Source organism: Mycobacterium avium subsp. avium, assembly GCF_009741445.1.
Classification (GTDB): domain Bacteria; phylum Actinomycetota; class Actinomycetes; order Mycobacteriales; family Mycobacteriaceae; genus Mycobacterium; species Mycobacterium avium.
Genome location: NZ_CP046507.1, coordinates 3,793,612 through 3,813,187 on the forward strand (window position 1 = coordinate 3,793,612; position 19,576 = coordinate 3,813,187).

Here is a 19,576-nt window from a genome sequence, read left to right on the forward strand (position 1 = left end):
CGAGGCTTGGAAGGCATAGCCCGTCGGGTACCCGGACTCGACCGGCGCAACCCGGGACGGCGGCTCAGCCGGTGGCCGCGTCGCCGTCGGCGGTCTTCGCGGCTTCCCGCAACGCTCGGTTGGTCGACCGCAGGTCGGTGTTGGCCGCCGACAGCGTGGCGTTGTCGTCCTCCAGGGCGAGGATGCGGGCCACGCCGGCCAGGTTGACCCCGGCGTCGACCAGCTTGCTGATCCGCTTGAGCCGGGCCAGGTCGTCGGCGCTGTACCGGCGGGTTCCGCCCCGGCTTCGGGCCGGTGTGACCAGGCCGTGGCGTTCGTAGAGCCGCAGCGACTGCACCGCGATCCCGGACAGCTCGGCGGCCACCGAGATGCCGTAAACACCCTGGTCGGACGCCGGAGCACCCGCGTTGCCGCGGCGGTCGGCCATCGCGCATCTCCCTCGCTCATGCCCTGATAACGCCCAGAAAATCTGTTTAGCACAGTTGCGTCATATTGTCGAGGATGATATATCAAATCTATATTGTTGAACATAGAAAACCACATACACGTCACCTAGATCACACTGAGGGGTGAACATCATGCTGATGCGTTCGGACCCGTTCCGCGAACTCGACCGACTGACCAACCAGGTCCTGGGCACCGCCACCCGGCCGGCGGTGATGCCGATGGACGCCTGGCGGGAAGGCGAGCACTTCGTGGTCGAATTCGACCTGCCCGGTATCGATGCCGAGTCGCTCGACATCGACATCGAGCGCAATGTGTTGACCGTGCGCGCCGAACGGCCGGCCCTCGACCCCAACCGCGAGATGCTGGCCACCGAGCGGCCGCGCGGCGTGTTCAGCCGCGAGCTGGTGCTCGGCGACAACCTCGACACCGACAAGATCGAGGCCTCGTACCGCGACGGCGTGCTGAGCCTGCACATCCCGGTGGCCGAGAAGGCCAAGCCGCGCAAGATCGCCGTCGGCCGCGGCGAGGCACCCCGGGCCGTCACCGAAACCGCGCGAGAGGTCGTCAACGCCTGACCGCCCGGAGGCGGGCGGCGGCCGCACGCGCCAGGCGCTTTCGCGCGCCCGTCGCCCGCCTGCGGCTCCAGGGCTCGGGCGTGCACCTCTCGCCCGGTGAGCCCAGTGAGAGGGAGGGATTGACGATGACTTGGAATCTCGACGGCCAGACCGCCAACGTCGAGCAGGCGCTGGCCGGCGGCCACACACAGCCCGCGGGCTGGTTTCGGTTCTACTTCGCCGACCAGCGGTGGGAATGGTCGGAGCAGGTGCAGCGCATGCACGGATACGAACCGGGCAGCATCACTCCGACCACCGAGCTGGTGCTCTCGCACAAGCACCCCGACGACCGGGCACGGGTCGCCGCCACGATCGATGAGATCGTCACCAACCATCAGGCGTTCAGCACCCGGCACCGGATCATCGACACCGCCGGAAACGTCCGTCACGTCGTCGTCGTCGGTGATCGGCTGACCGACGAACAGGGCGAGGTGATCGGGGCGCAGGGCTTCTACATCGACGTCTCCACCCCGCACCAGCAGGTGCAGGAGGAGATGATGAGCGCGAGACTGGCTGAGATCAGCCGGAATCGGGCCCGCATCGAACAAACCAAGGGCATGCTGATGCTGATCTACGGCATCAGCGACAGCGCGGCCTTCGAGTTGCTCAAATGGCTTTCGCAGGAAGGAAACGTCAAGCTGCGACCGCTGGCCGAGCAGATCGCCGAGGACTTCCGCGGCGCCGACGTGCCGCTGCCCACGCGGTCGGAATTCGACCACCTGCTGCTGACCGCGCACCAACGCCTGAAGGCCTCCGACACCCGCAGATGATCTGTTGCGGGCCAAGGCTTTTGGTGCTCAGTGGTCGAGCAGCGGGGCGGTCCAATGCACCCGGGTGCCGCCGCCGGGCGGGCTGCTGATCTCGCAGCTGCCGCCGAGTTGCTCGGCCCGCCGTGTCATGTTGGCCAGCCCGCTGCGACGGGTGTTGCCGGACGCGATGCCGCGGCCGTTGTCGATCACGTCCAGGGTGAACATGTCGGCGACACCGATCTGCACCGTCAGCCGCGACGCGCCCGAGTGGCGGACGGCGTTGCTGACGGCTTCGACGGTCACCGCCTCGGCGTGCTCGGCGAGCTCGGCGCCGACCGCCGTCATCGGACCGTCCATGCGCACCGTGGTGACCAGGTCGCGATTCTCGGTCAGCTCGGCGATGACCCGCTGAATGCGGTGCCGGAAGTCGCCGGCGACGGCCGCCGGGGAGCGCAGCGCGAAGATCGTGGTGCGGATCTCCTCGATGATCGTCTGCAGGTCGTCGAGCGTCCGGTTGAGCCGGTCGGCCACCTCGGGCGACCGCGCCCGGGCCAGCGTGCCCTGCAGATCCATGCCGGCGGCGAACAGCCGCTGGATGACGTGGTCGTGCAGGTCGTGCGCGATGCGCTCCCGCTCGGCCAAAACGGCCAGCTGCCGCGCGTCCTCGCGCGCCGCGGCGAGCACCAGCGCGATGGCGGCGTGGGTGGCGAAGTCGCGCACCAGGTCCAGATAGCTCTCGTCGAACGGCGGCTGCTCGGTGCCGCGGGCGATCGCGATCACCCCGACCACTTCGTCGCGGGCGCGCAGCGGCATCACGATCGCCGGTCGCCGCCCGGCATCGGTGAAAGCCTGGATGGGATAACGGAATTCGTCGGTGATCAGCGGTTCGCCGGACTTGAAGACCGCGCCGCTGGTGGAGCCGCGCACCGGGACCCGCTGCCCGAGCACGTCGGCGGCGGGCAGGCCCACCGCCGCCGAGACCACCAGGGTGTCCACCTCCGGGTTGCCGGGCTCCCCGGGGTCGGCGGGCACCAGCACGATGGCCTGTTCGGCGTCGGTCAACGCGCAGGCGCGTTCGGCGATCAGCTGCATCGGGCGCCGGTGCGGCTCGGTGCGCGACAGCAGCGCGGTGGTGATCTCGCGGCTGGCTTCGATCCATTTCACCGACATCCGCTCGCGCTCGAAGACCTGCGCGTTGTCGATGGCGACCGCCGCCGCGAAAGCCAGGGCGCGCGCGGCCATCTCGTCGGCGTCGGAGAACACCCGCGCCTCATCGACGTGGGTCAGATACAGGTTGCCGAACACCGCGCCGCGGATGGTGATCGGCACCGCGAGAAAGGCCCGCATCGCCGGATGGTGCTCGGGGAATCCGGCGGCGGCGGGGTGGGCGGTCAGGTCGTCCATCCGCAGCGCCGGGGTGTCCAGCAGGGACAGACTGAGCAGCCCCTTGCCGACCGGGTGGTGCCCGATGCGCCGCACCGTCTCGGCGTCCATGCCTTCGTGCACAAAGGAGATCAGGTTGGCATGCCGGTCGCGCACGGCCAGGGCACCGTACGGGGCCGACGTCAATTCCCTTGCCGCGCTGATGATCCGGTGCAGCGTCGCGTCGAGATCCAGGCCCGCGCCGATCTCGGCGATCACCCGCAGCAGTTTCTCGGTTTGATCGCGCGCGGCCGCCAGTTCGTCGAACCGGTTCCCGGTCACCCCGGCCAGTCCGGTGGGGTCGGCGGACGGCCGGCCTGCTGGTTGAGTTTCGACGCGAACACCGCCGCCTGGGTCCGGCGCTCCATGCCGAGTTTGGCCAGCAGCCGGGACACGTAGTTCTTGACCGTCTTCTCCGCGAGGAACATTCGCGCGGCGATCTGCCGGTTGGTCAGGCCCTCGCTGAGCAGCCCGAGCAGCGTTCGTTCCTGTTCGGTCAGGCCCGACAGCGGGTCCGCCTGCGCGGCGCTGCCGCGCAGCTTGGCCATCAACGCGGCGGCGGCCCGGTTGTCCAGCAGCGATTTCCCGGCGCCCACGTCTTTGATCGCCCGGGCCAGCTCCATGCCCTTGATGTCCTTGATGACGAACCCGCTGGCGCCGGCCAGGATGGCCTCCAGCATCGCCTCGTCGGAGGTGAACGACGTCAGCATCAGGCAGCGCAGGTCGGGATGCTCGGAGAGCAGGTCGCGGCACAACTCGATGCCGTTGCCGTCGGGCAGCCGCACGTCGAGCACGGCCACGTCGGGCCGCGCCGCCGGTATCCGCGCCTTGGCCTCGGCCACCGTGCCGGCCTCGCCGACGATCCGCAGATCGGGATCCGAGGAGAGCAGATCGCACAGTCCGCGGCGGACGACTTCGTGGTCGTCGACCAGGAACACCTTGACCATGGCGAGCCTTCCTGTCGGCAGACCAGTCCAATATCCCACATTCTCGGCTCCCTGCGGGTCGGGGCGTAACTGGTTCAACGACTTTGGTCCCGACCGCAGAGGACCTTCGGCCGCCGCGTCGACCCGGGGCCGGCCAATAGCGTTGCGGCAGTGACCCATTGCGGCAGTGATTCATTGCGGCTCAACACCGCGGGCGCGGAAAGGGACGACGCGATGCCGGTGACCGATGACGGGGTGGAGATCCTGCCGGTGCACGAGTGCTGGGATCTGCTGCGCGGCCTGACGCTGGGCCGGCTGGTCACCCACGCCGACGGTCAGCCCGACATCTTCCCGGTCAACTACGTCGTGCAGCGCCGCACCGTGCTGTTCCGCACCGCGGAGGGCACCAAGCTGATCAGCGCGGCGATCAACAACCGGGTGCTGTTCGAGGTCGACGACCACAACGTCGCCGGGGCGTGGACCGTGATCATCCGGGGCATCGCCCGCTCGCTGCGCACTACCGAGGAGATCGAGGAGGCCGAGCGCGCGCAGGTGCTGCCGTGGACCAGGTCGGAGAAGACGCACTATGTACGCATCGTTCCCGAGAGCGTCACCGGCCGCCGCTTCCGGTTCAGGTCACCGGCGGGCTGATCAGCCGACCCACTCGACGAAGTCGGCGAGGTCGCGGCGCGGGGTCGCCGGCAACGGGTCCGCGTTGATCGGCGCCCAACCCACCCGCAGCAGCATCTGCGGATGGTGGCCGTCACCGAAGATGTCGGCGCGCACCGCCGCGCGCGTCTGCGGCGTCTCCAGCGGTTCGGTGACCGGGCAGCTGGCAAGCCCCGCCGAGGTGGCGGTGAGCAGCACCACCCCGGTGGCCTCGCCGGCGCGCAGCCGCGCCAGCCGGTCGTCGTGACGGGTGCCCAGCGCGAGCACCACGGCGTTGTCGTCGCCGGCCGACGAGCCCGGCGCCATCGGCAGCGCCGCGCCGGCGAACAACCGGGTCGGGATCTTGGCGGCCGGATCCGGGAACGGGGTGTTGCGGGCGGGCACCCCGGACACCGAGAAGTAGCGCCCGCTCCAGGTGGTCAGCTCGGCCAGATAGTCCTTGGTCAGGTGGTCGCGGATCGATTGCGCGACGATGTCGTGCAGGCCGCCGACGTCCTGCACCTGGTACAGCGTCACCCCGGCGCGGGCCGCCCGGGCCGCCATCAGCGCGATGTCGCCGACCGGCACCGGCCAACAGCTGTAGTGGCGCCGGTCGGTGCGCCGGCGCGGGATCGCGGCGGCGAGCGCGACGTCGACGTAGTCGGCGGTCTGGGGCGAAAACTCAAGCGTCGCAAGGTGATCCGGGTCGTCGGGATCCGGCAGCCTGCGCACCCTGGACCGCCAGCCGACGGCGGCGAACGCGGTGACGCAGTGCTGCAGGGCGATGCCGCAACTCAGGATCAAGTCGCGGCCGTCGGGGTCGGTGTGGGGCAGTTGCCGGGCGGGGTCGGCGTACAGGTGCAGGCCGGCCGGATCGATGCGCCACCGCCACGGTTGGGTGTTGTGCACCGAGGGGGCTCGAGACGCCAGCGCCAGTGCCGTGCGGACCGTTTCCGGATCCGGGAAGCCGGTGTTCATGAGATTCCCCCTCTTCTCGCCTGGCGCCCTGCGGTATCCACGATCACGCGTCCTCGGCGGCACCGCGAGGGCCCGACGGCTCTAGCCGGAGGGACTTTCGGCCGATATCCGTGGCCGGCCCGCCGCCGGCCGATCCGCCCTTATGCTGACCACGATGGCGAATCACGGCCCCGATCCCACCACGCCGCTGTGGCGCGCGGCGCAAGTGTTCCGCCTGCTGAGCTGCCTCTACGCCACCGGCTTCCAGATCGCCATCAACCCGGATCTGCTTCGCCCCGTGCTGGGTTGAGTGCTTTTCGCCGGGCTGATCGGCTGGAGCGCGGCCTGCGCGCTGGCCTATCTGCGGGGCTTCGGCCGCAAGCCGGCGTGGGTGCTGGCCGAGCTGGTGGTCGTCGTCTTGCTGATGTGGTCGAACAACCTCGTTGCGAGCCCGCACTGGGCGGCCGACAACCAGACCTGGCCGACGACGTTGTGGGCCAGCAATCCCACCATCTCGGCCGCCATCCAGTTCGGCCCGGTGGGCGGCATGCTGACGGGCCTGGCGGTGATGACCGCCAATTTCGCCGTCAAGAACTACTTCGCGCTCAACCTCGGGCACAACGCCACCGTCATCATCGAACTGGCGATCGGCATGGCGATCGGGATGGCCGCGCAGACCGCGCGGCGCGCCCACAACGAGCTGCAACGCGCGGCCCGATTGACCGCCGCGGCGCAAGAGCGCGACCGGCTGGCCCGCCAGGTGCACGACGGGGCCATCCAGGTGCTGGCGCTGGTCGCCAAGAAGGGGCACGAAATCGGCGGCGCCACAACCGAACTCGCCGACCTGGCGAGCGAGCAGGAACGCGCGCTGCGGCGCTGGCTGGCGTGTACGGATATCGATCGGGACGCCGACGGCGATACCGTCGACCTGCGCACGCTGCTGCGACGCCGGGAATCCGATCGGGTGTCGATCAGCCTGCCCGGCACGCCGGTGAGGTTGGGGCGTTGGGCCGCAACCGAACTCGACGCCGCGGTGGGCAACGCGTTGGACAACGTGGTCGCCCACGCCGGCCCGGGGGCGCACGCGTTCGTGCTCGTGGAGGACCTCGGCGATTCCGTGTTGGTCAGTGTCCGCGACGACGGTGTGGGGATCGCCGCCGGCCGGGTCGAGGAAGCGGCGCGCCAGGGGCGCCTGGGCATCTCCCAATCGATCGTGGGACGGTTGGCGTCGCTGGGCGGCACCGCCGAACGGCACAGCGAGCCCGGGGCCGGCGCCGAATGGGAGTTGTGCGTGCCGCGCCGGGAGGGAAGCCATGACGGATGACGCGACGCCCACGACGGTGATGGTGGTCGACGACCATCCGATCTGGCGTGACGCGGTGGCTCGCGACCTGGCCGAAAGCGGCTTCGCGGTGGTCGCCACCGCCGACGGGGTGGCCACCGCCCAGCGGCGGGCGTGGTCAGGCCCGATGTGGTGGTGATGGACATGCAGCTGCCCGACGGCGACGGTGCGCAGGCCACCGCCGCGGTGCTGGCGGTCTCGGCCTCGTCGCGGGTGCTGGTGCTGTCGGCCTCCGACGAACGCGACGACGTCCTGCAGGCTGTCAAGGCAGGCGCGGCCGGCTACCTGGTGAAGAGCGCCTCGAAAGCCGAACTGGCGCAGGCGGTGACGGACACCGCCGCCGGGCGGGCCGTGTTCACCCCGAGCCTGGCCGGGCTGGTGCTGGGCGAATACCGGCGCATCGCGCAGAGCAAGGACGACGGCCCCACCCGCCCCCGGCTCACCGACCGCGAGACGGAGGTGTTGCGGTATGTCGCAAAAGGGCTGTCCGCCAAGCAGATCGCCGAGAAGCTCTCGCTGAGCCACCGCACGGTGGAAAACCATGTGCAGGCGACGTTTCGCAAACTGCAGGTCGCCAACCGGGTGGAATTGGCCCGCTACGCCATCGAACACGGCCTCGACGAAGAGCCGTGACCCGCGGGGCCGGCGTGCTGGGCCACGATCCGCGCGGCCACCAGCGCGGCCACCACCACGGCCATGCGGACCAGCCCGTCGTCCTTGAGCCCCCACCTGATCGCGGCGAGCAGCGCGACGCCGGCCACGCACAGCAGGGCACCGACGGCCGCACCCCACCCGCGCGACATCACCGCGGGCGCGCCGTCCCAGCCGGACAGCGGGTTGTTCTCCAGCGGCCGCAGCGCGACGAACAGCACCGCCACGGCGACGACCACCAGGAGCACCTGCGCGACGCTGATGGCGAGGAAGTCCGGCGCGCCCGGAAAGCGCGGGCAGCCGAGGTAATCGAAGGCCAGGTGCACGCCGAGCAGCACCGGCATGTGCCACAGGTACAGGGTCATCGCGCCGGAGTTGCCGATGGCGGTCCACCACCACACCCGCGGCCGCTGCGCCCAGCGCGCGATCGCCGGTGCGGCCGCGATCGCCAACGCGCTCAAGATGATTGCGTGCCCGGCCAGCAGCAGCGACGGCGGGCTGGTGTTGGACAGGTGGTGGTCGCCGGTGCCGACCATGCTGAGCTGATACGGGCCCCAGCGCACCAGGGCGACATCCGCGGCGAAGAAGGCGGCGGCGACGGCCAGCGCGGCACGCCCACCGAGCAGGCCGCGACGGTAGGCCACCCCGAACATGGCCGGAATCAGCCAGACGGCCAGATTGAGGTAACCCAGCGGCATCAGCGCCGGCCAGTGCAACCGGATCACGTCGATCAGCGCGATAGCCCCGTAGACCGCCGCCACGCCGGCGGCAAGGCGCCCGGTGCTGGTGATGCGGTACAGCACGGGCATGGCGGCCAGCACCAGGACGTAGGCCCCCAGGAACCACAGCAGCTGTGTGCTGACGCCGGCGATCGGCTCGTAGATGTGTTGCGGCAGACCCTGATACAGCACCGTCAGCGTCACCGCCCAGAACGCCAGATAGTAGAACACCGGGCGGAACAGCCGGGTGCAGCGCCTCATCAACCAGCCTCCCCAGTTGGTGCCGGGTGTCCAGGAGGACACGCAGGCCGCCGCGCCGGCGAAGAAGAACAGCGGCATGATCTGCAGCAACCAGGTCATCGCCTGGAACAGCGCCGAGGTGGTGAGCAGGTTGTCCCAGATCAAGACGTGGTCGCGAATGATGCTGGCCGCCATCACGGTATGGCCGAGCACCACGCCGCCCAGGGAGACGATGCGGATGACGTCCAGCACGCGATCGCGGTCGGCCGGTGTGCGCGCGGCCACCTCGGCCGCGTCGGGAAATCTCACAGGAGTTGTCATGGAAGCGAAATGCCCTTCTGCTGATGCGGATGCGTTGTGGTGGAGCACAAGTCGTGCAATGAGGGAAGCGTCGCCGATGGCGCGGGCGCGGACCTGCGCGGTTCTACGCGTTACGGCGCAGTGGTACTACTCAGTTCGCGGTGTTGAGCGGGTCGTAATCGGCGAGCAGCCGTTCGATGCGGGCCTCGTCGAGTCGTACCCGCACGGTGGCGGCCTCCTGCTGGTCACGGATCACCTTGGCCAGGGTGAACGCGCTCGACACCAGGAACAGGAACGTGACGCCGAGGAACAACCGGGGCCACGGGTCGAGCGGGAGGAAGTAGATCCCGCCGAGCGCGGCCACGAAGCTGATCGCGAACGCGACGGCGGCCTGAACGAAGAAGGCGGCGGTGGTTTTCGGCATGGTGTGGGGAACGGTCATGCCGATAAGCCTGCGGCAGCGCACCGCCCGCGGGGATCCGTAAGACTACTCAGATTTCGCGGTGCGTTCGCGGTGCCGCGCCAGCAGGGGCGCCGCGCCCGCGGCGCCTACCCCGATCGCCGCGGCGACCACCGTCGCCACCTGGACCGGCGCGAACTGGGAGTCCACCAGCGGTTTGACCACCGCCACCACCGCCAGCGCGGGCATCACCAGCCGCACCCACCAGGCCACCACGCTGTCGCCGGGGATTCGCGAATTAGCCTCTGCGACAAGCACGTACAGCGCCATCAGGAGTAGGGGTGCCGCGCCCAGGATGACCATTCCGATCGAGCGCATGCCGTGCGCCGATACCACGACGGCAACCACCGCGACGAGCCCCATCACCGCCAGTCGCAGACCCGCGTTCGGTGTCGCCCCGCGCATGGCCGCCAGGCCCGCGGCGGCGCGCGTCGCGGCCCATCCCGTGACCAGCGCAGCGGCCACGGCCAACGCGATGCCGGCCGCCGCCATCCACCGCCGGCCCTCGTCGGTGTAGAACTCGGGCACCGCCTCGGCCAGCATCGTGGCGCTCCATCGCCACGGCCCCGCCACACCGCGGTGATCGCCCACCCACAACACGACCGCCGCCGCTGCCACCACCGCGGTGGCCAGCGACATGGACCGTCCCGGCCTGGCGATGCGCGGGGTGCGGACCGTGAGCAGTTCGACGCCGACCATCCCCAGGCCGAAGCCGACGAGCTGGCCGGACGGCGGGCGCGGCGTTGCCGCCGACCCGATGACGACGGGATCGGTGCTGAGCGTGACGAGGGCGGTCACCGCCACCGCGAGGCAGACGTAGAGCAGCAGGCCCGCGAGCACGAGCGGCATCGCCAGTGACGCCACGGCGCGGGTCGACGCCCAACAGGCGGCGGCGCCGACGACGAGCGCCGCGGCCGCGGCGCCGACCGGCAGCCACGACACGATCGCGGCGGGATCGTCGCCGGGCGAAAGCAGCTGCAGCAGCTGCAATCCGAGCGTGGCCGCGAATTGCGCGGCCAGCACCAGGTAGGCGAGCAACTGAACGATGCCCGCGGCCGTCCCCGCTTTCCGGCCCAGGGTGGCACCGATCAACTCGGCGGTACTGCGCGCCTGCGGCGCATGGCGACGCAACCGCGCCAGCGCGTAGATCACCGGAATCATCACCGCCGCGCCGAGCAGCGCGCCCAGCCCGTACCACGCCGCGGGCGCGATCACCGCCATGCTCAGCGCGGCGGCCCGCCACGTCCCCAGCACGTACTCCCCCGACCCGGATTCCGGCCGCGCTTGCGCCAGTAGCGATTTCTTCGGCATCGCCTAAGCATGACGCAGCGGCCACGCAATTGATCCCGGAACGCGGCGCGGTTTCGATACTTTTGTAGGTCCAACGGCAGTGAGGGCTCAGATATGACTGACACGGTCAAGGTGTCCGTGGACCGCAGCTCGGTCGCCATGGGCGACGATGTCGAGTCGCACCGCGAATTCTGGGTTTTCCCCGAATCGGCCACCGTCGACGACCTACTGGTCGAGATTTCCTCGCACTTCTTGCCGGGAATCGCCGGACCGGCCGGTTGGCGCGTGTACCTCGGGACTCGTCGCGATGAGCAGCAGGAGATCGGCCTCATCTACACCCGCGACGACCTCGGACAGCAGGACCAAATCTGTCGGTTGTCGGCCGGCAAAACAACGCTGGGTGAGTTGGCCCGACGCACTGGACTACCCGAGCTGGACGTCTATGCGTCGTACCTCACCTTCGACCGGGCCCGGCCTTTGCCGCTCGACGAGATCATAGGGTGCCCCACCTTCACCGGCTGCCGACCGGACAAACTGGAATCCGAGGCGGCCGCCGACGCCAAGCGGGATTGGGTGATGTTGCGTGAGCTGGACCGGCGCGCCGCCGCCGTCGCCGGCACGCGCCGGGACTGGGTTCGGCGCACCCTGCTGGCCGCTCCCCCGCCGTGGATCGATGTCTTCATCGCACGCAACTTTCACTACCTGACCGAGCTGCACTGCCCGGCCAGCATGGCTCTGGCCGCAAAGTTGTTGGGCGTCAACGAGTCCCCTCCGGAGGACTTCGCGGCCCGGGCCCACGCGGAGGCCCGGCCCAACGTCGTGATCCTGGCGATGGTGCTGGCCGCGTTCGAATGGAGAACCGAGCGCGACACGTGGCGCGTCGGCGAACGACCGTACCGCAAGGCCTATCTCGAGCTGCTCGCCCATTGCGGCTACCGGCTCTCGCCGATCGAGCAGGTCATGGCCGGCCACATCGGCATCGAGCAACTCGAACTTTCCGAGGCCGACAGCGCCAGGCTCGACCGCATCCGGCAACTGCGCGACCAGCAATACCAGCTGCGCATGAACCGCTACTACACAAAAACCCTCAGCGAGGAGCAGTACCGGGCCGCCATCGAACCCGTCCATGCCGAGCTTTCCAGTTTGGGAGAGCTTCCCGGGCCGATGTAGGCCATCGAGACCGGCTGCGCTCGAACAGAATCGGTGGCGCCCGCGGTTACTCGGCGGGCTCGCCCGGTTCGGGAGCACCCTGGCGGCGCGCCGCGAGCCCGGCCGCGATCGATGCGGCGGCGATGGTCAGCAGCGCACCGAACATCAGCGCCGAGGCTTCACCCGGGGCCAGCAGGTGCTGCTGGGTGCCGATGGTGGCCGCCGCCACCGGCACCCCGAGCTGCGCGGCCGAGGGCACCGCCAGGGTGAGCGGCTGGCCGAGCAGCCTGCCGGCGCAATGTGCCAGCACCGCACCGCATCCCAGGCCGGCGCCCAGCAGGATCAGCTGCGGGTGCGCCCCCAGCTCCCGCACCTGCAGCGAGGCGCCCAGCCACACGAAGAACAGCGGGCTGAAAAACCCTTCGGTGATGCCGAAGAGCTGACGGGCCAACCGATGCGGCTCGCCGACCGCGCCGACCACCAGGCCCACCGCGAAGCCCGCCAACATGATCGACACCTGGGTGGCCACCGCCAGCGCCGCCAGCGCGAACAGCACCAGCAGGCTGGTCCGCAATTCCAGCGCGAACCGGTGCTGCTCGGAGTAGGCGTGCAGACGTCTGCGCCAGCCCTTGCGGTCGGCCGCGCGCAGCAACACGAACAGCGCCGCCGCGCAACCCGCCACCGCCAGCGCGCCCAGCGCCGCCGTCGGCGCCCGTCGGATGTCAATCACCAACGGCAGCAACACGATACAGGCGGCATCGGCGATGGCGATCTGCGTGGTCACCGACAGCACCCGCGGTCCGCGCAGCCGTAGCGAATCGATCACCGGCAGCGCCAGCGCCGCCGACGAGGACGCCATCAGCACCGCGTACAGCGCCGCGTGCCCGGTGTCGAACTGCACCGCCAGCGCGACACCCAGCACCGCCGCGATGCCGCCCGCCAGCGCGGCGCGGGCCAGCGCCGCCGGCAACGCCGAGCGCATCAGCCGGGCGCGCAGCGGAACATGGGTGCCCACCACGAACATCACCAACGCGAAGCCGATGTTCGCCAACAGCTGGAACGTCGGGTCGGCGACGTCGACGACACCGAAGCCGGTCCGGCCGATCGCCAGGCCCGCGATCAGCTCACCGATGACCACCGGTATGCGAAATCGCTTCGCCGAAGCCAACAACGGACCGGCGAAACCGACGGCGGTCAGCAGCGCCAGGGTGTGGAAGCCGAATCCCTGCACCCGCTCATTCTGCACGCCACGCAGAACCGGCGGCGCAACACCGGGGCGCGGGCGGATAGATCAGGCGTCGATGACCAGGCGGTCGTTTTTCGCCCGGGAGACGCAGACCAGCATTTCGTCGTCGCCCTCGACGGTGCGCCCGCGCCGATCCACTTGCCCGGCAAGCACTTTCACCTTGCAGGTGCCGCAGAATCCCTGCTGGCAGGAATACGGGGTGGCCGGATCGCGGTCGAGCATGACGTCCAGCGCCGAGCGGTTCCCCGGCACCGTGAGTACCCGCCGCGAGCGGGCCAGCTCCAGCTCGAACGGGACGCCGTCGACCACCGGCGGCGGCCCGAACCGCTCGTAGTGCAGTGGCGCGTCGGCGTGTTCGTCGCGCGCGGTGCGCACCGCTTCCAGCATGGCGGTGGGCCCGCACACGTACACGGCGGTCGCCGGCCCGGCCTCGGCGAGCAGGTCTGCGGCGGTAGGGATTCGGCCGCGCTCGTCGTCGGCCCACACGCTGACCCGCTCGGGCGCCACGGCCACGACCTCGTCCAGCAGCGGCATGTAGTCGCGGCTGCGCCCGGCGTACACGGCGCGCCAATCGATCCCGTGCTGCTGGGCGGTCTGGATCATCGGCAGGATCGGCGTCACCCCGATGCCGCCGATCACGAACAACACGTCACGCTCGTCGGTGACGAGATAGAACGCGTTGCGGGGACCCTCGAACTCGAGGGCGTCGCCCACCCTGAAGGTGTCGTGCATCTCGATCGAGCCGCCACCGCCGTCTTCGATGCGCCGCACCGCGATTCGGTAGTCGGTGCGCCGTCCCGGCGGGCCGCACAGCGAATACTGCCGGCGCCGGCCCGACGGCAACCGGACGTCGATGTGCGCGCCCGGCGTCCAGGACGGCAACAGGCCGCCGTGCGGGTCGGCCAGCGTGAAGGCGACCACGTCGGGTGCGAGCTCCTCGCGCTGGGTGACCACCGCGGTGGTGGTCCGGCGCACCGGAACCACCCGCGCGGGTGTCCACCGCGACGCCGACGCCAGGCCGCCGAACAGCGCACCTACGCCGTACAACGCCGTGTACATCCGGTCGCGTTTGCGGCGGCCGTACAGGTCGGCCGGAATGCTTTCCCAAATCGCTTGTGCCATAGTCATCCTCACGTCTGTCCCGCGTGGTGGCCGCCCGCCGGCCGCGTCGTCAGGTCGACCCAGTCGCCGGTGAGCCGGGCGATGACGTCGGGATGGGAGTTGACCACCCAATGTCCGCCGTCGATCGGGACGACCCGACTGCCGTCCGGGATGGAGCCGGTGAACCGTTGCAGGGCAGGCGATACGAAGTAGTCCCGGCGGGCGACGAGCACCTGCACCGGAACCGAGGTCTGCGGCAGCCGCGCCGGCGGCGACAGGATCGGTCCCGGCATGTTCGCCCGGTACAGGTTGAGCCCGTTGAGGTAGTCCTCGGTCGACCGGTACCCGGACCCGCGCTGGGCGCCGGCGGTCGAGCCGCCGATACGTTCAACTGCCTCAAAGACTTTCACGGTCGCCCCGGACCGGATCGCCCACTCCGGTGCACCCGGGGCCAAAAAGAACCAGATGTAGGACGACGCCAGGACCTGCTTGACGACGTCGAGGACGCCGCCCGGCGTGCGCGCCGAGCGCAGGAACCGGCCGGCGTAGTTCAGGTGCGGGCCGGAGATCGAGGTGAACGAGGCGATCTTGCCCATCACCGACTCGTCGGTGATGGCCGCCCAACCCTGGATGGAGCCCCAGTCGTGGGCCAGCAGGTGCACGCTGTCCACGCCGAGCCGGCCGATCACCGCGTCGACGTCGGCGACCAGCTGCTCCAGCCGGTAGCCGGAACGCTCTGGCGGCGTTGACGATTGGCCCGCGCCGCGCACGTCGTAGGCCACCACGTTGAAACGGCGGCGCAGCACCGCGGCCACCCCGTCCCACACGTGGTGGTTGTCGGGATAGCCGTGGATGGCCAGGACGGTCAGCCGTGCGGGGTCGATCCCGGTGTAGGTGTGCACCGCCAGTCGCACGCCGTCGGTGGCGGTGACCGTGGTGGAGGCCACTTCGGTGGTCATGGTCAGTGTGCGGCCCGGGCGGCCGGTGAGCGGGCCAGGTAGTCGACCGCGCGCCCCACCCCGCCCAGCTGCGACGGGTGAAAGCCCGGCGTGTAGTACGCGCCGATCACCCGCAGGAACTCGAACGGCCCCGGCACCAGACCGCGGCGCGCCGCCGAGAAGTAGTCGCGCCAGCGCGGTTTGCTGCCCGGCGGCAGGTGCGGGTCGACCGAGTACATGAACCGCACGCCGCGGATGAACAGCCACAGCAACGCGGGGGTGACCAGCAGCTGGGTGCGCACCTGCCGCCAGTACCCGGCGCGCAGGTGCTTCATGGTGTCGAAGGCGACCGCCTTGTGCTCGACCTCCTCGGCGCCGTGCCAGCGCAGCAGGTCCAGCATCACCGGATCGGTGCCCAGCGCGTCGTGTTGCGGGGTGTCCAGGATCCATTCGCCGAGGATCGCGGTGTAGTGCTCGAGCGCGGCCACCATCGAGACCCGCTCCAGCAGCCAGCTCTGCCGTCGGCGCGGGCTCCAGCGCGGCCGGTCACCGATGAGTTGGCCGAACAGCCAACGCATTTGGTCGGTGAACGGGGTCACGTCGATGCCCTTGGCCGCGAAGTGCCCGAGCACCCCGGCGTGCGCCTGGGAGTGCATGGCCTCCTGGCTGATGAAGCCCTGCACGTCGCGCCGCAGTTGATCGTCCTTGATCAGCGGCAGGGTGTCCTTGAACGCCTCGACGATGAACTCCTCACCGGCCGGCAGCAGCAGGTGCAACACGTTGCAGAAGTGCGTGGTGAAGGGCTCCCCCGGCACGTAGTAGAACGGCAGCGCCGACCAGTCGAAGTCGACGTCGCGGGCCTGCAGGACGATCCGCTCGTGATCGAGGGCGGCGTCATGCGGGCCGGTTGCCTTGTCGTCGACGGTGAACATCGTCGTCTTCCCTTCCGAGTAGCGCGCCGGTCAGGCGCTGCGTTGCGCCTCGTCCTCCACCTCAGTGATCATCCGCTCGGTGCGCAAGAACCGCACCAGGTGGTCGACCGTTTCGGTCAGCGCCGGCTCCCGCAGCCGCACCGGGACCAGCCCGCGCCGGTGCCGGTACTGGGTGTTGTCGTAGCGCTTGTCGCGCATCGCGGCGATCTTGTCCGCCGAGCGGGTGAGGAAATCGACCAGCGGATACATCTGGTCCTCCGGCGTGCAGCGCCGGTTGAGCTGCTCGGCGAACGAATCGATGTCGTGGTAGTCGAAGCGGTACCCGTACCGCTCGGACAGGATCCGCGTCACGTCGGTGAGGTTGTAGTAGTCGTCGGCGGTCATGTTGAACACGCTGCCCGACTCGTCCGGCAGATCCATCAGCGCGACGATGTGATCGGCGATCAAATCCGCCGGCAGCAGGCTGATCTGGTTGAGCGCGTTGACGGCCAGCCCGTGCTCGATCATGAAGGCGGTCAGCCGCACCAGGATGTCGTCCTGGCTGCCGAAGCCGCTGCGGGTCGGCGAGATCAGCGACGGCCGGTAGATGCGGACGTCGAGTCCCTTCCGCTGCGCGACCAGCGCCAACTGCTCGGCCACCCACTTGGTCTGCGAGTAGCCGAAGTCCAGGCCCGCCATCTTCTCGTTGGCGTCCCACTCTCCCACCACCGGCTGGGTGCTCCAGCCGTAGATGAAGGTGCTGGAGACCAGGTGGAAGGTCTTGGCGTGGTCGGTCATGGCCAGCCGCAACAACTCTCGGGTGCCCTCCACGTTGGTGGGCCGCAGCGCATCGTAGGTGCGCACGTAGTTGACCAACGCGCCGTTGTGCACGACGGCGTCGACGTCGCGCGCCAGCCGCGCGAAGGCCGGCTCCCCGATGCCCAGCGCGGGCTCGGCGAGATCACCGCAGATCACCCGCACCCGGGCGCGCACCTCGGCTTCCAGCGCCGGTGTCCACAGCTGGGCCTTGCGCAGCGAGGCGACGATGCGGTCCAGCCCGTGCCCGGGGTCGGTGGCCCGGACCAGCGCGTGCACCGTGTAGGGCGTCCGCGCCAACAGGCTGCTCAGCAGGAACGGCCCCAGGAAGCCGGTCGCCCCGGTCAGCAGGATGTCGGTGGGCGTGCCCGCGCGGGCGGGCGCCGGGTCGGGCAGCGGCAGCGCCGCGTCGGCGCGCATCTGGGCGGCCTCGTGCGCCTCGTACTCGGCGGAGATCTGATCCAGCGCCCGGCGCAACGCGTCCAGCGGCTGCCCGGAACCCTCGCTGAATTGCCTTATCAGAGAGAAGAATTCGGCCACCGTCAGGCGCTGCAGCAGGCGGGTGTTGACCTCGTCGGCCAACTCCGCCGCGCCGTGCTCGGCCAGCAGGGCCTGCATGTCGTTGCGCAGTTCGGCCAGCGCCAACGAATCGATGCCCAGGTCGGCGAACGAGCAGTCCTCGTCGCCGGTCAGGTCGTAGCTCTCGATGAGGTTGGCGAAGCGTTCCAGCGGGCCCGCCCCGGCGGCCGTCCCGTCGTGGCCGCGGGTGGCCGCCGGGTTCACCCAGCTGGAGAACGTCGGCAGGGCGCCGTCCAGCCACAGCTGACGGGTGCTGGCCCGGCGGATCTTGCCCGACGTGGTCTTGGGGATGCTGCGCGGCGGCGCGAACACGATGGTGTGCGGATCGATGTGGCAGTGCCGGCGGATCGCGCGGGCCAACGCCCGGGCGTCCGGCAGGTTGTGCTCGTCGCGCACCTCGGCGACCACCACCAGCGCCTCCTGGTCGTCCTGCTCGACGGACAGCGCGGCGACGCAGCCGCCACGGACCTGCTTGGCCGAGCGCTCGACGACGGCCTCGATGTCGGAGGGGTAGCAGTTGACGCCGCGGACGATGATCAGGTCCTTGCTGCGGCCGCAGACGAACAGCTCGCCCTCGTAGAGGAAGCCCAGGTCGCCGGTGCGCAGATAGCTGTGCTCGTCGTCGCCGGCCAGGCGGGCTTCGAACATCTCGGCGGTGAGCTGCGGACGGTTCCAGTAGCCGCGGCCCTTGGACGGTCCTGCCAGCCACACCTCGCCGACTCGGCCCTCACCCAGCGCCTGGCGCGTCTGCGGGTCGACCACCCGGACCACGGTTTCCTCGAGGGGCTTGCCGCAGCTGACCAGCGGCACCTGGTTACTGTTCTCCGGCAGCGCCTTTTCCACCCGCGCGACGTTCTTTTCCAGGCCGCGCTTGTTCACCGTCAGCGTCTGGCGCCCGCGGATGGACACGATCAGGGTGGATTCGGCCATGCCGTAGGCGCCCGTCAGCGCCTCGGGCCGCAGGCCGTACGGGGCGAACCGCTCACGGAATTGGTGGAAGGTGTTGGCGCGCAACGGTTCCGCACCGACGACGATGCATTCCAGGCTGCTCAGGTCGATGCCGGCCAGCTCGGCCGCGGGCACCTTGTCCTCACGCAGGCAGTATTCGAGCGCGAAGTTCGGCACCGGCGTGTGGGTGGCGCGCACGTCGCTGATCAGCCGCAGCCAGGCCGACGGCCGGGCCAAAAAGTCCAGCGGCGACATGGCGTGCGTCGTCCCGCCCTGCAGCAGGATGAACATGTAGGCCGAGATCAGGCCCATGTCGTGGTGCTGCGGCAGCCAGGAGACCAGCACCTCGCTGCCGCCGGTGAAGGCGGAGACGTTGGCGATGACGTTTTTGTGGCTGACGATGACGCCCTTGGGATCGCTGGTGGAGCCCGAGGTGTACTGCAGGAACAGCACGTCGCCAGGGGTGTCGGGCACCGGGGCGCCGCCGAATTCCTGGGCGCCGTCGGTGGCGAACCAGGGCAGCTCCGGCAGGCCGGCGTCGGACCAGGGTTGCCCGCCGTGGCGCTGACCGAGCAGCATCCGGAAGTCGTACTCGAACTGCTTGGTCGACAGCACCGCCCGGGCCTGGCAGTCGCGCGCGATGAAGCCGAGCTTGGCCAGCCCGGACTCGAACGACATCGGCAGCGGCGGGCTGACTGGAACGGCGATCACGCCGATGCGGGCGCAGGCGTACAGGGCCGCCACCATCTCCAGGCCCGGCGGGTAGACCAGCAGCGCACGGTCACCCGCCCGCAGCCCGGCCTCGGTGGACAGGTAGGCGGCCAGCTCGCGGGTGCGCTCGGCGAAGCTGCGGTAGGTGTAGTGCTCGAGTTCGCGGCCGTCGACGTCGACGAACCGGAAGAGGGTTTGCTCGGGCCTGCGCTCTTCCCACAGGTGCAGGTAATCGATCAGCGTCTCCATAGTCGAGCTATCCCCTTTCCAGGCTGGGCTCAGCCGAGTACGACTTGCAATCATGAATATGAAACCAATGTAGTCCCGCCGGCCGGTGCGGAGCAAAGCAGTTGAGGGCCTTAATGGCCATTACACATTGCATTCACAGCTTGAATTGAAGCACCCGAATTGA

16 protein-coding genes and 2 pseudogenes are annotated in these 19,576 nt (G+C 69.8%); 6 read left to right on the forward strand and 12 right to left on the reverse strand.

Annotated features, from left to right (window positions below):
* Nucleotides 1–64: 64 nt before the first annotated feature.
* Nucleotides 65–427 (reverse strand): MerR family transcriptional regulator, encoded by a 363-nt coding sequence (locus MAA44156_RS17655; protein ID WP_009978583.1) that lies wholly within the window; start codon nucleotides 425–427, stop codon nucleotides 65–67.
* A gap of 151 nt (nucleotides 428–578) precedes the next feature.
* Here MAA44156_RS17655 and MAA44156_RS17660 point away from each other — a divergent pair, with 151 nt between their 5' ends.
* Both MAA44156_RS17660 and MAA44156_RS17665 read left to right on the forward strand, forming a co-directional pair.
* The gene (locus MAA44156_RS17660) at nucleotides 579–1,022 is read left to right on the forward strand and encodes an Hsp20/alpha crystallin family protein (RefSeq protein ID WP_031351479.1); all 444 of its coding nucleotides are present in this window, start codon (nucleotides 579–581) and stop codon (nucleotides 1,020–1,022) included.
* 125 nt (nucleotides 1,023–1,147) lie between these two features.
* Entirely contained in the window at nucleotides 1,148–1,831 is a 684-nt protein-coding gene (locus MAA44156_RS17665) for a PAS and ANTAR domain-containing protein (protein ID WP_009978586.1), read from the forward strand.
* 27 nt (nucleotides 1,832–1,858) lie between these two features.
* On the opposite strand, the gene MAA44156_RS17670 is transcribed toward MAA44156_RS17665, so the two are convergent.
* On the reverse strand, nucleotides 1,859–3,514 hold the full coding sequence (locus tag MAA44156_RS17670) for a sensor histidine kinase (RefSeq protein WP_009978587.1): 1,656 nt from the start codon (nucleotides 3,512–3,514) through the stop codon (nucleotides 1,859–1,861).
* Entirely contained in the window at nucleotides 3,511–4,179 is a 669-nt protein-coding gene (gene dosR / locus MAA44156_RS17675; RefSeq protein ID WP_009978588.1) for a hypoxia response regulator transcription factor DosR/DevR, read from the reverse strand. Before dosR ends, MAA44156_RS17670 begins: the two co-directional genes overlap by 4 nt.
* Before the next feature lie 174 nt (nucleotides 4,180–4,353).
* Here dosR and MAA44156_RS17680 point away from each other — a divergent pair, with 174 nt between their 5' ends.
* A complete protein-coding gene (locus MAA44156_RS17680; RefSeq protein WP_009978590.1) occupies nucleotides 4,354–4,809 on the forward strand; it encodes a pyridoxamine 5'-phosphate oxidase family protein in 456 nt (151 codons plus the stop codon).
* Here MAA44156_RS17680 and MAA44156_RS17685 read toward each other — a convergent pair whose 3' ends face one another.
* Entirely contained in the window at nucleotides 4,810–5,784 is a 975-nt protein-coding gene (locus tag MAA44156_RS17685) for an Acg family FMN-binding oxidoreductase (protein WP_009978591.1), read from the reverse strand.
* Nucleotides 5,785–5,926: 142 nt separating this feature from the next.
* On the opposite strand from MAA44156_RS17685, the pseudogene macS reads away from it, so the two are divergent.
* Both macS and MAA44156_RS17695 read left to right on the forward strand, forming a co-directional pair.
* Nucleotides 5,927–7,087: pseudogene (gene macS / locus MAA44156_RS17690) on the forward strand (MacS family sensor histidine kinase).
* Nucleotides 7,077–7,738: pseudogene (locus tag MAA44156_RS17695) on the forward strand (response regulator). The pseudogenes macS and MAA44156_RS17695 overlap by 11 nt, the downstream one beginning before the upstream one ends.
* Here MAA44156_RS17695 and MAA44156_RS17700 read toward each other — a convergent pair.
* The 3 genes from MAA44156_RS17700 to MAA44156_RS17710 all read right to left on the reverse strand — a co-directional run bounded on the left by MAA44156_RS17700 (nucleotide 7,702) and on the right by MAA44156_RS17710 (nucleotide 10,786).
* Nucleotides 7,702–9,036, reverse strand: coding sequence for an acyltransferase family protein (locus tag MAA44156_RS17700; protein ID WP_023883970.1), 1,335 nt, complete (start codon nucleotides 9,034–9,036; stop codon nucleotides 7,702–7,704). The pseudogene MAA44156_RS17695 and the gene MAA44156_RS17700 overlap by 37 nt on opposite strands.
* A 130-nt stretch (nucleotides 9,037–9,166) precedes the next feature.
* Nucleotides 9,167–9,457, reverse strand: coding sequence for a YiaA/YiaB family inner membrane protein (locus tag MAA44156_RS17705; protein WP_003874663.1), 291 nt, complete (start codon nucleotides 9,455–9,457; stop codon nucleotides 9,167–9,169).
* 45 nt (nucleotides 9,458–9,502) lie between these two features.
* On the reverse strand, nucleotides 9,503–10,786 hold the full coding sequence (locus MAA44156_RS17710) for a hypothetical protein (protein WP_009978598.1): 1,284 nt from the start codon (nucleotides 10,784–10,786) through the stop codon (nucleotides 9,503–9,505).
* Between the two features lie 93 nt (nucleotides 10,787–10,879).
* Between MAA44156_RS17710 and MAA44156_RS17715 the strand changes: the two genes are divergently transcribed.
* The gene (locus MAA44156_RS17715) at nucleotides 10,880–11,935 is read left to right on the forward strand and encodes a hypothetical protein (protein WP_009978599.1); all 1,056 of its coding nucleotides are present in this window, start codon (nucleotides 10,880–10,882) and stop codon (nucleotides 11,933–11,935) included.
* A 46-nt stretch (nucleotides 11,936–11,981) separates the two neighbouring features.
* On the opposite strand, the gene MAA44156_RS17720 is transcribed toward MAA44156_RS17715, so the two are convergent.
* Genes MAA44156_RS17720 through MAA44156_RS17740 form a run of 5 tightly spaced genes read right to left on the reverse strand, consistent with a single transcriptional unit; the run spans nucleotide 11,982 to nucleotide 19,413 of the window.
* A complete protein-coding gene (locus MAA44156_RS17720) occupies nucleotides 11,982–13,160 on the reverse strand; it encodes a cation:proton antiporter (protein ID WP_009978601.1) in 1,179 nt (392 codons plus the stop codon).
* 45 nt (nucleotides 13,161–13,205) lie between these two features.
* The gene (locus MAA44156_RS17725; RefSeq protein ID WP_023879558.1) at nucleotides 13,206–14,288 is read right to left on the reverse strand and encodes a PDR/VanB family oxidoreductase; all 1,083 of its coding nucleotides are present in this window, start codon (nucleotides 14,286–14,288) and stop codon (nucleotides 13,206–13,208) included.
* Between the two features lie 2 nt (nucleotides 14,289–14,290).
* Nucleotides 14,291–15,220: an alpha/beta fold hydrolase gene (locus tag MAA44156_RS17730; protein WP_009978603.1), complete on the reverse strand. Its 930-nt coding sequence runs from the start codon at nucleotides 15,218–15,220 to the stop codon at nucleotides 14,291–14,293.
* Between the two features lie 2 nt (nucleotides 15,221–15,222).
* Nucleotides 15,223–16,131, reverse strand: coding sequence for a metal-dependent hydrolase (locus tag MAA44156_RS17735; RefSeq protein ID WP_003878881.1), 909 nt, complete (start codon nucleotides 16,129–16,131; stop codon nucleotides 15,223–15,225).
* A 30-nt stretch (nucleotides 16,132–16,161) separates the two neighbouring features.
* Complete coding sequence (locus MAA44156_RS17740) at nucleotides 16,162–19,413, reverse strand: thioester reductase domain-containing protein (RefSeq protein ID WP_009978604.1); 3,252 nt, start codon at nucleotides 19,411–19,413, stop codon at nucleotides 16,162–16,164.
* Nucleotides 19,414–19,576: the final 163 nt, after the last annotated feature.

Coding starts and splice junctions, on each gene's coding strand:
- MAA44156_RS17655 (WP_009978583.1), bottom strand. CDS start 427: ATGGCCGACCGCCGCGGCAACGCGGGTGCTCCGGCGTCCGACCAGGGT.
- MAA44156_RS17660 (WP_031351479.1), top strand. CDS start 579: ATGCTGATGCGTTCGGACCCGTTCCGCGAACTCGACCGACTGACCAAC.
- MAA44156_RS17665 (WP_009978586.1), top strand. CDS start 1,148: ATGACTTGGAATCTCGACGGCCAGACCGCCAACGTCGAGCAGGCGCTG.
- dosR (WP_009978588.1), bottom strand. CDS start 4,179: ATGGTCAAGGTGTTCCTGGTCGACGACCACGAAGTCGTCCGCCGCGGA.
- MAA44156_RS17685 (WP_009978591.1), bottom strand. CDS start 5,784: ATGAACACCGGCTTCCCGGATCCGGAAACGGTCCGCACGGCACTGGCG.
- MAA44156_RS17700 (WP_023883970.1), bottom strand. CDS start 9,036: ATGACAACTCCTGTGAGATTTCCCGACGCGGCCGAGGTGGCCGCGCGC.
- MAA44156_RS17705 (WP_003874663.1), bottom strand. CDS start 9,457: ATGACCGTTCCCCACACCATGCCGAAAACCACCGCCGCCTTCTTCGTT.
- MAA44156_RS17710 (WP_009978598.1), bottom strand. CDS start 10,786: ATGCCGAAGAAATCGCTACTGGCGCAAGCGCGGCCGGAATCCGGGTCG.
- MAA44156_RS17715 (WP_009978599.1), top strand. CDS start 10,880: ATGACTGACACGGTCAAGGTGTCCGTGGACCGCAGCTCGGTCGCCATG.
- MAA44156_RS17725 (WP_023879558.1), bottom strand. CDS start 14,288: ATGACTATGGCACAAGCGATTTGGGAAAGCATTCCGGCCGACCTGTAC.
- MAA44156_RS17730 (WP_009978603.1), bottom strand. CDS start 15,220: ATGACCACCGAAGTGGCCTCCACCACGGTCACCGCCACCGACGGCGTG.
- MAA44156_RS17735 (WP_003878881.1), bottom strand. CDS start 16,131: ATGTTCACCGTCGACGACAAGGCAACCGGCCCGCATGACGCCGCCCTC.
- MAA44156_RS17740 (WP_009978604.1), bottom strand. CDS start 19,413: ATGGAGACGCTGATCGATTACCTGCACCTGTGGGAAGAGCGCAGGCCC.